The 14302-nt window shown below is 72.0% G+C and carries 11 protein-coding genes; 9 read left to right on the top strand and 2 right to left on the bottom strand.

Translation table 11 applies throughout. From position 1 onward, the window contains the following. Positions 1-28 precede the first annotated feature (28 nt). Positions 29-724, bottom strand: coding sequence for an NAD(P)-dependent oxidoreductase (locus IF22_RS0127905; protein WP_030337095.1), 696 nt, complete (start codon positions 722-724; stop codon positions 29-31). Positions 725-788: 64 nt separating this feature from the next. Here IF22_RS0127905 and IF22_RS36245 point away from each other — a divergent pair, with 64 nt between their 5' ends. From IF22_RS36245 to IF22_RS0127870, 7 genes are all read left to right on the top strand, one after another. Then, positions 789-1370, top strand: a complete 582-nt coding sequence (locus IF22_RS36245) for a TetR family transcriptional regulator (RefSeq protein ID WP_030337093.1) — start codon at positions 789-791, stop codon at positions 1368-1370. 79 nt (positions 1371-1449) lie between these two features. Then, positions 1450-3126: an ABC transporter substrate-binding protein gene (locus tag IF22_RS0127895; RefSeq protein WP_081884111.1), complete on the top strand. Its 1677-nt coding sequence runs from the start codon at positions 1450-1452 to the stop codon at positions 3124-3126. Positions 3127-3132: 6 nt separating this feature from the next. Next, positions 3133-4089: an ABC transporter permease gene (locus IF22_RS0127890; protein WP_030337089.1), complete on the top strand. Its 957-nt coding sequence runs from the start codon at positions 3133-3135 to the stop codon at positions 4087-4089. Further along, positions 4086-4973 (top strand): ABC transporter permease, encoded by an 888-nt coding sequence (locus IF22_RS0127885; RefSeq protein WP_030337087.1) that lies wholly within the window; start codon positions 4086-4088, stop codon positions 4971-4973. Before IF22_RS0127890 ends, IF22_RS0127885 begins: the two co-directional genes overlap by 4 nt. After that, on the top strand, positions 4970-5977 hold the full coding sequence (locus IF22_RS0127880; protein ID WP_030337086.1) for an ABC transporter ATP-binding protein: 1008 nt from the start codon (positions 4970-4972) through the stop codon (positions 5975-5977). The genes IF22_RS0127885 and IF22_RS0127880 overlap by 4 nt, the downstream gene beginning before the upstream one ends. After that, positions 5974-6975, top strand: coding sequence for an ABC transporter ATP-binding protein (locus IF22_RS0127875; RefSeq protein WP_030337085.1), 1002 nt, complete (start codon positions 5974-5976; stop codon positions 6973-6975). The genes IF22_RS0127880 and IF22_RS0127875 overlap by 4 nt, the downstream gene beginning before the upstream one ends. After that, positions 6972-8762, top strand: coding sequence for a gamma-glutamyltransferase family protein (locus tag IF22_RS0127870; RefSeq protein WP_030337084.1), 1791 nt, complete (start codon positions 6972-6974; stop codon positions 8760-8762). The genes IF22_RS0127875 and IF22_RS0127870 overlap by 4 nt, the downstream gene beginning before the upstream one ends. Before the next feature lie 23 nt (positions 8763-8785). Here IF22_RS0127870 and IF22_RS35215 read toward each other — a convergent pair whose 3' ends face one another. Beyond that, positions 8786-9466, bottom strand: a complete 681-nt coding sequence (locus IF22_RS35215; RefSeq protein WP_036412443.1) for a GntR family transcriptional regulator — start codon at positions 9464-9466, stop codon at positions 8786-8788. Between the two features lie 70 nt (positions 9467-9536). Between IF22_RS35215 and IF22_RS35210 the strand changes: the two genes are divergently transcribed. Then, positions 9537-10253: a YoaK family protein gene (locus IF22_RS35210; RefSeq protein WP_051708826.1), complete on the top strand. Its 717-nt coding sequence runs from the start codon at positions 9537-9539 to the stop codon at positions 10251-10253. Positions 10254-10422: 169 nt separating this feature from the next. Next, the gene (locus tag IF22_RS0127855; protein WP_081884106.1) at positions 10423-14289 is read left to right on the top strand and encodes a S8 family serine peptidase; all 3867 of its coding nucleotides are present in this window, start codon (positions 10423-10425) and stop codon (positions 14287-14289) included. Positions 14290-14302 lie beyond the last annotated feature (13 nt).

The raw sequence follows: 14302 nt of genomic DNA, 5'->3' as shown, positions 1-14302 counted from the left end.
CGCTTCCCACCGGGGCCCGGCCGTCGGGTCACTTCTTCTTCAGCACGGCCTCGCGCCAGATCAGACCCGCGATGCTCGGCCTGACCTCGGTGGTGACCACCGCCATCGCCCGCCGGACGTACCGCTCGTCGGTCAGCTGCGCCAGCATGCTCGCCGCCAGGTCCGCGCGTGCCGTGAAGAGGCCGTCGGCGACGTCCTCGGCCACCTGGTAGCGGGTGACGGTCGGGTGGTCGAACAGCCCGGACGGTCGGGCGATGGTCCAGTCCAGGTCGCTCTCGCGGACGAGGGACTCCATCCGCCGCATGTCCTCGTGCGCGGTGCGGCCCGCCCTGCGGTTGAACAGCGGGTCCAGCACGTTGTTGAAGAAGAACTCGCCGGTCGGTCGCCAGGTGGGGTCGAGCACGCTGGAGCTGACGGTGATCAGGCGCTTGACCCCGTGGCGGTGCATGGCGGCCAGGATGTTCGCGTTGCCCGTCGAGTAGACGGTGATCGGCTTCGGGGTGAGCGGGACGCCCAGGCTGGACAGGACGGCGTCGCCGCCGGCCACCGCCCGGTCGACGGCGTCGAGGTCGGCGACGTCGGCGCTGACCACGGTGAGGCCGGGGCGCGGTGGCCCGGCGGGCGGGCGGCGGGTGACAGCGACGACCTCGTGGCCGGCGGCCAGAGCCTGTTCGGTGATCTGACGGCCGGTGGGGCCGGTGGCGCCGAAGACGACAGTGCGCATGTGTTCGCTCCTCGCTGGGGTTGACGGCGTTGACCGTGCCAGCGGGGAAGCGCAGTATTCAACCGTGTTGAATAAAACTCGGGGCCGGCCCCGCGGCAACCCCGACACCAAGGCCCGCATCGCGCGGGCCGCCCGCGAGCTGTTCCTGACGCACGGTTATCCGGGCACCACCCTGCGGGCCGTCGCCGCCGCCGCTGGCGTCGACGTGGCGCTGATCAGCTACCACTTCGGCTCCAAGCAGGGCCTCTTCAGTCAGTCACTGAACCTGCTCTGCGTTGATCCCACCGCTCTCGACCAGGCGTTGCGGGGCAACCGGGAGCAGTTGGCCGACCGTCTGCTGGACTCGGTCACCGGCTTGTGGGACGCCGCCGGGCCCGCGCAGAGCCGGATGGTGGTGCAGGATGACGCCACCATGCGCGCCCTGAGGGACTACCTGGACGGTGAGCTGCGCCTCCGCATCGCTGAATTTATCGGCGGGCCGGACGCGACGCGACGGGCCACCGCAGCGGTCGCTGTGCTGGGTGGGCTGATCTTCACGCGGTACCTGAACCCGATCCGCTCGGTCGGTGCGCTGTCCCCGGCCGATGTCCGGCGGGTCTTCCGGCCGGCGCTGCGCGCGGCCCTGTACGGCCGCACCCCGGCCTGAGAAGCCCCGTCACGGAGGTCTTGCGGCGGTCATCGTATACAACATACGCTCCCCGAATCGCCCACTTGAGGAGCTCTCCATGACGAACCTCTCCGTCCGCGAAACGACACTGCCCCGCCGTCGGGTGCTCCGGGCCGCGGTGGCGGCGGTTGCCGTCGTCTGCACGGCCGTCGCCTGCTCACCGGTGTCGAACAGCGATGGCGGCAACCCGTCCGGCGGCGACCAGTCGGCCGGCCAGGACGCCTTCGGCACGCCCGCGGACCCCGCCTCCGTGAAGCAGGGCGGCAACCTGGTCATCGCCCTCTCCGCCGAACCCGACGCGCTGGACCCGACACTGTCGAGAAGCCTCTACTCCCGCTACGTCTTCCAGGCGATGTGCGAGAAGCTCTACGACGTCAACGAGCAGGCGCAGGTCGTACCGCAGCTCGCGACGGCCCTGCCCACCACGAGCGACGACGGCCGGACGGTGACCATCCCGCTGCGGCCCGGCGTGCGCTTCGCGGACGGGACGGCGTTCGACTCGGCCGCGGTGAAGGCCACCCTGCAACGCCACCTCACCAACGCCCGGTCGGCGCGCAAGAGCGAACTCGGCCCCATCGACGGCGTCGACACCCCGGACGCGCAGACCGTCGTCCTGCGACTGAAGCAGCCGTTCGCGCCGCTGCTCGGCGCCCTCGCCGACCGGGCCGGCATGATCATGAGCGCGCAGGCACTGCAGGCCCGGGGGGACGACTTCGCCTCGGCGCCGGTCTGCGTCGGTCCCTTCAAGTTCGCCAAGCGGGTGCCCCAGAACTCGATCGAGGTGGTGCGGGACCCGAACTACTACGACGCCAGCAAGGTGCACCTGGATGGCATCTCGTGGCGGATCCTCACCGACGCGAGCATCCGGGCCGCCAACCTGCGCTCCGGTGACGCGCAGGTGGCCGACTCCGTCTCCACCCAGGACGTCGCCTCGCTCCGGCAGGACGCCGCGGTCTCCGTCCTTCAGTCGCAGTCCCTCGGATACCAGGGCCTGACCATCAACGTCGGCAACGTCGACGGTGTCGGCACCACTCCCAAGCCCATCAACCGCCCGCTCGCCCAGAACGCCAAGGTGCGGCAGGCCTTCGAGCACGCCATCGACCGCAAGGCCCTGGTCGACGCGGTCTTCAACGGTGAGCACGCCGTCGCCTGCTCGCCGATCTCGCCAGCGAGCACGTTCTCGTCCCCCGAGGCGCAGACCTGCCCGGCGCACGACCCCGCCAAGGCCAAGCAGTTGCTCGCCGAGGCCGGAGTGCAGACGCCGTACGAGGTGACGATGCTCGCCTCGAACACCCCTGACACGCTGCGCCTGGCCCAGGCGTTGCAGTCCATGGTCAAGGACGGCGGATTCGACCTGAAGATCAACCCGGTGGAGTATTCCTCGCTCCTCGACGAGCAGGACCGCGGCAACTTCGAGCTGCTGCAACTGGGGTGGAGCGGACGGATCGACCCGGACGCCAACATCACCAACTTCGTCGGCACCGGCGGCAGCCAGAACGTCGCCGGCTACCGCAACCCGCAGCTCGACACGCTGCTGACCCAGGCCCGCCAGGCCGGTGACGTCGAGCAGCGCCGCAAGCTGTACGGCCAGGCGGTCACCCTGCTGCAGCAGGACGACGCCCTGATCTACCTCTACCGGCAGCGCAACCTGACCGCCGTCAGCAAGCAGGTTCAGGGTTTGCAGGTCTACCCGGACGGCGTCATCCGGGCGGCCTTCGCCGGCTTCGGCAAGTAGGTCGTCGTGGCCCGATATCTGCTCACCCGTGCCTGGCAGTCGGCAGTGACCCTGCTGTTGTCGACGATCGTGGTCTTCGTCGGCGTACGGGCGCTCCCCGGTGACCCGGCCCTCGCGCTGGCCGGCGAGGACCGGTCGCCGGAGGCCCTGGAGGCCATCCGTCGGCACTACGGGCTGGACCAGCCGCTGCCGGTGCAGTTCGCCCAGTACGTGGAGCGGATGGCGCAGGGCGACTTCGGCGTGTCGATCCGCACGGGCACGCCGGTCTCGTCGATGCTCACGACCGCGCTGCCGGTGACCGTCGAGCTGTCCGTCCTGGCGATCCTCATCGCGTCGGCCCTCGGCGTCGGCGCCGGGGTGCTCGCGGCGGTCCGTCGTGGACGGCCGGCGGAGTGGCTCGCCAACGGCCTGGCCCTGATCGGCCTGTCGGTGCCGCACTTCTGGCTCGGGCTGCTGGCGATCCTCTACCTGTCCGTGGCGACCGGACTCTTCCCCGCCTCCGGCTTCGTGCCGATCCTGGAGGACCCGGTGGACAACCTGCACCACATCGTCCTGCCCGCGGTGATCCTCGGCACCGGCCTCGCCGCCATCATCATGCGGCAGACCCGCTCGGCGATGCTCGACTCGCTCTCCTCCGACTACGTGCGGACGGCGAAGGCGAAGGGGCTGCGACCGCGCGCCGTCATCACCCGGCACGCCCTGCGCAACAGCCTCATCGTGGTGGTGACCGTCGTGGGCCTGCAACTCGGCGGGCTGATCTCCGGCGCGGTCGTCACCGAACAGATCTTCGGGCTGCCGGGCTTCGGCAAGATGACCATCGACGCGGTGTTCCAACGGGACTACCCGGTGATCCAGGCCGTCGTCCTGCTCACCGCAGCGGCCTACATCGTGATCAACCTCTTCGTGGATCTGCTCTACTCGGTCATCGATCCACGCATCCGGGTGACGGGAGATCCGGCATGACCGTCCTCACCGTACCGATGGCGGAGACCGGCACCGCCAGCGTCACCCGGCGTACCCGCGTGCTGCGGCGGCTGCGCCGCAACCCGCTCGCCGTCGTGAGTTTCGTCGTGCTCGCGCTGGCGGGCGTCATCGCCGTGCTGTCGCCCTGGCTCGCGCCCTACTCGGTCGACCAGACCGACTTCGCCCGTACGTTCGCACCGCCCGGCACCGCCGGGCACCTGCTGGGCACCGACGACCTCGGCCGCGACGTCCTCTCCCGCATCATGCTCGGTGCCCGGGCGTCGTTGCAGGTGGGGCTCCTCGCGGTGGCCACGTCCCTGGTCATCGGGGTGCCACTCGGGCTCGCGGCCGGCTACTTCCGGGCCTGGGACGCGGTGATCTCCCGCTTCACCGACCTGCTGCTGGCGTTCCCGTTCCTGATCATGGCGGTGGGGCTGGCGGCCATCCGGGGCGCCAGCCTCGGCAACGCCGCGGTGGCCATCGGCATCGCCCAGATCCCCGGGGTGATCCGGGTGGTCCGCTCGGACACCCTGCGCCTCAAGTCACTCGACTTCGTGGCGGCGGCCGTCGTCGACGGCGCGAGCGACCTGTGGGTGCTGGCCCGGCACATCCTGCCGAACGCGACGTCGGTGATCCTGGTGCAGGCCACCGTCGCCATCCCCGCCGCGATCCTCGGCGAGGCGGTGCTGTCGTTCCTCGGCCTCGGCATCCAGCCCCCGGCGCCCAGCCTCGGCACCATGCTGGCCACCGCCCAGCAGTTCGCCGCCCGCGCACCGTGGGCCGCCGTCCTGCCCGGCGTCGTCATCATGGGGCTGGCGCTGGCGTTCAACGTCTTCGGTGACGCCCTGCGCGACGCCCTCGACCCGAAGGGAGACCGACGATGACCACGGCCGGAGCGCCCGTGCTGGAGATCCGCGACCTGTCGGTGTCGTTCCCCACCGAGACCGGCACCGTCTCGGCGGTCGACGGTGTCAGCCTTGACCTCGCGCCCGGCGAGATCGTTGGGATGGTGGGCGAGTCGGGGTGCGGAAAGAGCGTCACCGCGATGAGCATCGCCGGGCTGCTACCGGGCAGCGCCCGGGTCACCGGCTCGGTACGCCTGGACGGCACCCAGCTGATCGGGGCCCGCGAGGCGGCGCTTCGCCGGGTCCGGGGCCGGGAGATCGCCTACATCTTTCAGGAACCGATGACGTCGTTGAACCCGGTGCTCACCGTCGGGAGGCAGATCGGCGAGGTGCTCCAGGTCCACGAGCGGATGTCCCGGCGGGCGTCGCGGGCGCGCGCCGTCGAGTTGCTGACGCTCGTCGGGATCCCGTCCGCGGCCCAACGCGTCGACACCTATCCGCACCAGCTCTCCGGCGGCATGCGCCAGCGCGTGATGATCGCGATGGCGGTGGCCTGCGGCCCGAAGGTGCTGGTGGCCGACGAGCCGACCACCGCACTGGACGTCACCGTGCAGGCCGGCATCCTGCAGGTGCTGCGGAACCTGCGCGACCAGCTCGGCACGAGTGTCCTCATCATCACCCACGACCTCGGCGTGATCGCCGACATCGCGGACCGCGTCGTCGTCATGTACGCGGGACGGGTGGCGGAACGGGCACCAGTGGACGACCTGTTCGCCCACCCCCGACACCGGTACACCGCCGGTCTGCTGTCGGCGTCGCCGCAGCCGGGCCGGCACGCCGGGACGGACCGGTTGACCGAGATCCCCGGGCTGGTGCCCGTCCTGGCCAGCCAACCCGACGCCTGCACCTTCGCGGATCGCTGCCCGGCCGCCGACGAGCGGTGCCGCACGGCCGCCCCGCCGCTGGCGGGGGTCGGTGGCACCGACCACGTCGCGGCCTGCTGGCACCCGTGCGAGACGGCCCCTCAGGAGGCGAACCGATGACGCCGCAGCCGAACGCCCTGGAGATCACGGACCTGGTGATGCACTTCGGCCCGGTGCGTGCCGTGGACGGGGTGTCGCTGACCATCCCGCGCGGCCGGGTCACCGCCCTGGTGGGGGAAAGCGGCTCCGGAAAGTCGACGGTGGGCCGCTGCGTGGTACGCCTCGTCGAGCCGACAGCGGGAACGGTGCGGATCGCCGGCACTGACGTCACCCACCTGTCCCGACGGCACCTGCGACCCCATCGCGGCGCGGTGTCGATCGTCTTCCAGGACCCGGCCGCGTCCCTGGACCCGCGCATGCTGGTGGGTGAGATCGTGGCCGAGCCGCTGCGGCTTTCCGGCAAACGGATGTCCCGGCGCGAGCGGGAGGCCCGCGTCGCTCCCCAACTGGAACGGGTGGGCCTGCGCGCCGAGGTGGCCCGTCGCTATCCCCACGAACTGTCCGGCGGGCAACGCCAGCGGGTCAGCATCGCACGGGCACTGATCTCCGAACCGATGCTGCTCATCGCTGACGAACCGACCAGCGCGCTCGACGTGTCGGTGCAGGCGTCGGTGCTCAACCTCCTCGCCGACCTGCAACGCGACATCGGGTTCGCCTGCCTCTTCATCACCCACGATCTCTCCGCCGTCGAGTACCTGGCCGACGAGATCGCGGTCATGTACCTGGGGCAACTCGTCGAGCGGGGCAGCCGGGAGCGGATCTTCGCCCGGCCCGCCCACCCGTACACGCAGGCGCTGCTGTCCGCCGCGCCGGTGGCCGATCCGGTACGCCAACGCGAACGTCAGCCGGTGCTGCTCGGCGACGACCTGCCGTCCGCGCTCGACCCGCCGTCGGGCTGCCGGTTCCGGACCCGGTGCCCGCTCGCCTTCGACAGGTGCGCGACCGAGGTGCCGGCGCAGACCGCGATCGGCGACGGCATGGCCGCGTGCCACCTGGTCCAGCCGGACGGCACCGGCCCCGACGTTCGCACCGCAGATCCCAGTGAGGTGTTGTCATGACGTTCACCACCCGACCCACGTTGCAGGGCACCTTCGGCATGGTGTCCTCGACCCACTGGCTCGCCAGCCAGGCGGCGATGGGCATCCTCGAACGCGGGGGAAACGCCTTCGACGCCGCGGTCACCGCCGGGTTCGTCCTGCACGTCGTCGAGCCGCACCTGAACGGGCCGGGCGGCGAGGTGCCGGCCATCGTGGCCACCGCACAGGACCCCCGGCCGAAGGTGCTGTGCGGGCAGGGGCCGGCACCGGCCGGCGCCACCATCGCGCACTTCCGGTCCCTCGGGATGGACCTCATCCCGGGCGCCGGCCCGCTCGCGGCGGCCGTGCCCGGCGCCGTGGACGCCTGGCTCCTGCTGCTGCGTGAGCACGGCACGCTCACCCTCGCCGAGGTGCTGGAACCGGCCATCGGCTACGCCGGCGCCGGACACCCCGTGGTGGGCCGGGTCGGTGACACGGTGGCCGCCGTCCGGTCGTTGTTCGAGGAACACTGGCCCACGTCCGCCGCGCTCTGGCTGCGCGACGGCCGGCCACCGGCCGCGGGGGAGTTGGTCACCAACCCGGCGTACGCGGACACGCTGCGTCGGCTCGTCGAGGCGGGACAGGCGGCCGGCGTCGACCGGGAGGCCCAGATCGAGGCGGCGCGCCGGGCCTGGAGCACGGGTTTCGTCGCCGAGGCGATCGACGCGTTCAGCCGGCGACCGTTCCAGGACTCCAGCGGACGCCCGCACGCCGGGCTGGTCACCGGCGACGACCTGGCCGCGTACTCGGCGAGCTGGGAGGCGCCCGCCACCCTCGACTGGCACGGCTACTCGGTGGCGAAGACCGGGTTCTGGGGTCAGGGCCCGGTGCTGCTGGAGTCACTGGCCACATTGGACGCGCTCGACGACCCGGGCGCGTACGACCCGGGGACCGCGGCCGGCGTCCACGCCCAGGTCGAGGCGCTCAAGCTCGCCTTCGCCGACCGGGAGGCCTGGTACGGCGACGACGTCGACGTGCCCGCCAAGGCGCTGCTCTCCCCGCAGTACGCGCGGGAGCGGGCCGCCCTGATCGGCGACCGCGCGTCGGCGGAGCTGCGGCCGGGGCGTCCGGACGGTGCGCAGCCGCGCCTGCCGGCCCACGTCCGACCCGGTGCCGTCCGGCGTACCGGGTCGACGGATGCCGCGACGGGGGAGCCGACGGTGCAGTCGGACGGGGTGACCCGGGGCGACACGTGTCACGTGGACGTGGTCGACCGCTGGGGCAACATGATCTCCGCGACGCCCAGCGGCGGCTGGTTGCAGAGCTCCCCGACGATTCCGGAGCTCGGTTTCCCGTTGGGCAGCAGGTTGCAGATGTTCTGGCTGGAGGAGGGGCTGGCCTCGTCGCTGGCACCGGGCCGTCGCCCGCGGACGACGTTGAGCCCGACGATGGTGCACCGCGACGGTGAGCCGGTGCTGGCGTGCGGCACCCCCGGTGGCGACCAGCAGGACCAGTGGCAGTTGCCGTTCCTGCTGCGGCACCTCGTGGGCGGTCAGAGTCTGCAGGAGGCCATCGACGCGCCGGCGTGGCACACGGTCAGCCTGCCGGGGTCGTTCTATCCACGCGACATGCAGCCGGGTGTCCTGGTGGTGGAGGACCGGCTCGACGAGGGCGTGCTGGCGGCGCTGCGGGCGTACGGGCACGAGGTGCGGGTCACCGACGGGTGGAGCTTGGGCCGGCTCTGTGCGGTGACCCGCGACCCGGCCACCGGGCTGCTGGCCGCCGGTGCGAACCCCCGGGGGATGCAGGGTTACGCGTGCGGCCGGTAGCGGGTGCCGCGGCCACCTGAGCGTCAGCGGGCGGCGTAGCCGCCTTCGGCGTTCTCGTAGGCCGCGGCGGAGGCCGCGTCGAGGTGGTTGAGCGCGGCCCGCTCGGCGCGGTCGCCGTCGCCCGACTCGATGGCGTCGACGAGCTGGATGTGCTCGGCCCACGAGTGGGGGGCCCGTTCGGCCGCCCCGAGCCGGAAGATCCACTGCACATGGAGGTAGAGCGACTTGGCGATCGACGACAGCCAGGGGTTTCCGCTGATCTGCAGGATGCGCAGGTGCAGCGTGCTGTTGAGCTCGGCGACCCGGGCCAGGTCCTGTCGCTGCGTCGCCTCGCGGCCCTGGTCGAGCAGGGCGCGCAGGGACGCCACGTCGGCGGCGGTGGCCCGCTCGGCGGCCAGCCGGGCGGCCAACGCCTCCAGCCGCTCGCGTACGGCGAACATGTCGGCGATGGTCCCGCTGCTCGGTGAGGCGACGACAGCTCCCCGGCGGGGGAGGATCACCACGAACCCCTCCGCCTCGGCGACCCGCAGCGCCTCCCGGACGGGGTTGCGGGAGACGCCGAAGTCCTCGGCGAGCCGGTCCTCGGTGAGCCGTTCCCCGGGAAGGTAGTCGCCGTCGATGATGGCGGTCCGCAGCGCGGCGAGGACCTGATCGCGGAGCGGCAGGTGTTGCGCGCCGAGCTTGTCCCGTAGGTCTTCAGCCACCTGGTCGCCTCTCCGTGAACGTGTCCGGACAAAGTGTATACGAAGAACAATCACCGGAAGGTGGCCGACAGTGTCGAGCACAGCGCCCCGCGTCACCCGCCCCCACGTCGCCGCACATCCAGACGATCGACTGCTGCGCCGACGGCACGCGCTCGTCGTCGTCCTCACCTTCCTGACCGGAACCGCCGACGCTCTCGGGTTCCTCGCCCTCGGCGGCGCGTTCGCCAGCGTGATGACCGGCAACATGGTCCTGCTCGGGCTCTCGGCGGGCCGGGGCGAGGCCGATTTGGCCCTGACGTCGGGCTGCGCCATCGTCAGCTTCATCGTCGGTGTCCTCGCGGGCGCCCGCGTCGTCGGCTCGGCGCAGCCTGACGACCCGGTCTGGCCTCGACGGGTCACCTGGGCGCTGGTCCTGGAGCTGTCGGTGTTCGTGGTGTTCGCCGTCGTCTGGGAGGTCACGCTGCACGCCCCCGACGCGCGCGTGCACCTGGCGCTGCTGATGCTGTCCGCGGTCGCGTTGGGCGTGCAGAGCAGCGCCATCCAACGCTTCGGCGTCTCCGGCCTGTCCTCCACGTACCTGACCGGCACGCTCACCAGCCTGATCGCCGGGGTCGCCGCCCGCAGCCCGTGGGCCGGCCTGCGGCCCAAGGCGCAGGTGCTGCTGGCCCTGATGGTCGGCGCGGCGGTCGGCGCCCTGGTCGCCCTGCACCTGCCGGTCGTCGCCCCGGCCCTGCCGCTGGTGCCGCTGGTGCTCGTCATCGTCGTGTCCGCGCGGATGCGGGGCTGACAGGGGTGGTGGCCCGCCGGTGTCGGTGGGGCCAACGCGGGATGGCGGAGACCCGCCATGTCCGTGCTCCGCCAGTGATCTTGCGGGTCAACCGGATGCCCGTCGCCCGAGAATCGGCGACGGCGGTGTCGGCCCTCCCGGGCGACCGCCCGAGGGAGGGACGTACGTCATGCTCAGACCCAGACCGCTGACACGTCGAGCCATGGGCGCCGTCGGCGCGGCGCTGGCCATCGTGCTCGCACTGCCGACCGGCGCCGCCGTGGCCGCGCCCGCACCGGGCAACGGCGCTGCCGACCCACTGCGCAAGGTGGACCCGCTGGTGCTCGGCTCGGCCCGCGCCGGCACCAACGCCAGCTTCTTCGTCGAGCTGACCGACGAGGCCACGCTGAACCAGAGCGACCTGGACCGGGTCGCGCGGGCCGCCGGTGGCCGGGCCGGGCGGGTCGCCCGCACCACCCGGGTCTACCAGACCAAGCTGGCCCATGCCGAGAAGACCCAGCGTGGGCTGCGTGCCCTGCTGCGCGAGCGGCACGCCGACTTCACCCCGTACTGGATCGCGAACATCATCGAGGTCACCGGCGACCTGAAGCTGGTGACCGAGCTGGCCGGCCGGGCGGACGTCGCGCGGATCACCGCGATCGGTGGGACCGCGCTCGCGGAGCCGGTCCGCACCGCCGGCGCCGCCGCCGACGACCCGCAGCTGCCGTGGAACCTCACGTCGCTCGCCGCCGACAAGGTCTGGCGCGAGTACGGCACCCGCGGCGAGGGCATCGTCGTCGGCAGCGTCGACTCCGGTGTGCAGTACGACCACCCGGCCCTGGTCCGCCAGTACCGTGGCAACGACGGTGACGGCACCTTCACGCACGACTACAACTGGTACGACCCGACCGGGATCTGCCTGCCGTCGACGCCCTGCGACAACTTCGGGCACGGCACCCACACGGTCGGCACGATGGTCGGCGACGACGGCGACGGGCGGATCACCGGTGTGGCCCCGGGCGCCAGCTGGATCGCGGCCAAGGGGTGCGAGGCCAACTACTGCAGCAACAGCGCGTTGCTCGCCGCCGGTCAGTGGATGCTCGCACCGACCGACCACAACGGCGAGAACCCCCGCCCCGACCTCGCCCCGGACATCATCAACAACTCCTGGGGCGGCCACGACGGTGACCCCACCTTCTACGACACCATCATCGACTCCTGGGTCGCCGCCGGCATCTTCCCGGTCTTCGCGGTCGGCAACGAGGCCAAGGAGCTGCCCGAGCCGTGCGGCTCGGCGGGGCACCCGGCCACCAACCCGCTGGCGTACGCCGTCGGCGCGACCGACTCCACCGGTGTGATCGCCGACTTCTCCAGCCGTGGGCCGGGCCGCGAGGACGCGGTACGGCCGGACATCACCGCCCCCGGGGTGGGCATCCTCTCCTCAGTGCCGGGCAGCGACTGGGGCATGAGCGACGGCACCTCCATGGCCGCGCCGCACGTCGCCGGCGCGGTCGCCCTGGCGTGGTCGGCGGTGCCGAACCTGCGCCGCGACCTGGCGACCACCCGGGAACTGCTGGACCGCACCGCGCACGACGTCAACGACCTTCAGTGCGGTGGCACCCCGGCCGACAACAACGTCTACGGCGAGGGTCGGCTCGACGCGTACGACCTGGTGACCCAGGCCTCGACGGCGCAGCTCGGCGGCGTCGTGGTGCACGCGAAGCTGAACGGGACCGTGCTCTCCGGTGCGAAGATCACCCTGACCTCCGCGCTGGTCACCCGCACCGCCCGCACCGAGGCGCGCGGCACCGTCCAACTGGGTCGGGTCCCGGCCGGGGAGTACACCCTGACCGCGTCGTTCTTCGCGCGGCGGACCGTACGGCAGAGCATCACCGTGTCGACCAGCGGCACCACCAACCTGACCGTGGACCTGTCCGAGCCCGCGCCGTGGCAGGCGATCCAGGGCCGGGTCACCGACCCGGCGGGCAAACCGGTCGTGGGCGCCCGGTTGGCGCTCGCCGGGGAGACGTTCCCGGCATTCGTCACCGACGCCGACGGTCACTACACCGGGATGCTGCCCGAGGCCGACTACGACCTGCTGGTCGAGTACGGCCGGTGGCTGGCACCCAAGACTGTCGCGCTGAGCGTCGACGGGCCGCAGACGGTGGACGTGGCGCTCGCCGCGAAGGCCGACCGGCACGGCTACCAGGCGGGGACGGCCACCGCGCAGTGGGTCGACGGCGGCAGCGTGCTCGCCCTCACCGGTGACGCCGCGAGCCGGGCCGTCGACCTGCCGTTCCCGATGACCTTCTACGGCAGCACCTACCGTCGGCTCACCGTGCACACCGACGGTTACCTGACCCTCGGCGTCGACACGAGCACCTCGGTCGGCGACAACGGTCCGCTGCCCGCCCCGGCGGTCTCGGCGCCGGCCGTCTACGCGTTCTGGGACGACCTGATCCTGGACCACGCCTCGACGGTGCGTACCAGGGTGTCCGGCACCGGCACGACCCGACAGTTCGTGGTCAGCTGGAACCGGGCCGCGCTCAAGAGCGCGCCGAAGAACCGGATCGACGTGCAGGTACGCCTCGGCGAGAACGGCACCGTCACCATCCAGTACCGCAAGCTCGCCACCACCGCAGCGGGGGCCGGCGGCTCGGCGACCGTCGGCATCGAGGACGCCACCGGCCGCGACGCGCTGATTTACTCGCGCGACGAGCAGGCGCTCGACGCGGGCGACGCGGTCACCTTCCGGGTGGCCGGTCGGGGCCTGCTGCGGGGCACGGTGCGCGACGCGAACGACCGTCAGCCGCTGGCCGGCGCGACGGTACGGGTCGAGTCGGCCGACGCCCCTCAGCCGGTCACCGCTACCACCGACGCGGACGGCTTCTACCAGCTGGAGGCGCCGGCCGGGCCGGTCACGGTGACCGCGCTGCAACCGGGCTACGACCTGCCGGGGAGCACCGTCGACGTGGTCGAGTCGACGGTCGTCACGCACGACCTGGCGCTGCGTACGCCGTTGCTGCTGGCCAACAGGAACGCGATCTCGGTGACCGCCCGCGCCGGGGCGACCCGGACCGCGACGGTGACACTGACCAACCGGGGTGACCTGCCGGCCAGCTGGCTGGCCCGGGAGATCAACTCGCCCACCCCGCCGACCGGCATCCCCGGCCGGCAGCTCAGCTCGTTCCCGCTCAAGGAGCTCTACAACGCCTACGGCGTCGGCTACCGCAACGGCGAGTTGATCGTCTCCAACTCGTACCTGTTCGGGCAGTTGCAGCGCTTCAGCACCGACGGCCGGTCACTGGCCAAGGGTGTGCTGCCGATCGACGGCTGGCCCTCGGACATGGCGTACGTGGCGAGCCGGGACCTGATGTGCGCGCCGAAGATGTCGTTCATCGGGGACCTGCCGATCGTGTGTTTCGACCCGGACACCCTGGAGGTGAAGGAGACCATCACCGGGCCGTGGGCCGGCAAGCTCTACTACGGGCTGGCCTACCGCGCCTCGGACGACACCTTCTACCTCAGCGGCGACAACCGCATCCGGCACCTCGCCGGGCTGTCGCACCCGCAGCCCGGCTCGGTGCTGGGGGAGTGCACCCCGCCCATCCCGTGGATGACCGGCCTGGCCCTCAACGAGGAACACAACGTGTTGTGGGGCATCAACCAGGACTCCAAGGAGTCGATCTGGGCGCTCGACCCGGCCACCTGCCAGCCGCTGGCCTCGGTGCCCGACCCGGACCCGAACCCGCTCAGCGGGGCCGGGCTGGACCTGGACGAGCAGGGCAACCTGTGGGTGCTCGGTAACGCGACCGGCCGGCCGTACGGCGCCAAGGTCTATCACGTCGACGGTTCGCTGCCGGCGTACAGCGACGTGTCGTGGCTGTCCGCCGCCACCTCCGGCGAGGTGCCGGCTGGGGCGAAGGGCACGCTGGCCGTCACTGTGGACACCACCGGCCTGGCGCCGGGCACGTACGTCGCCACGCTGCTGGTCACCAACAACGGTGCCAAGGGCGCGTCCACCCCGGTCACCGTGTCGGTGACGGTCACGAAGTGAGCACCGGGGCCTG

The sequence above is a fragment of the Micromonospora parva genome, from assembly GCF_000718515.1.
Lineage (GTDB): Bacteria > Actinomycetota > Actinomycetes > Mycobacteriales > Micromonosporaceae > Micromonospora > Micromonospora parva.
The sequence above is the reverse complement of the archived record's forward strand: the minus strand, read 5'-3'. Positions and strand labels throughout refer to the sequence as shown.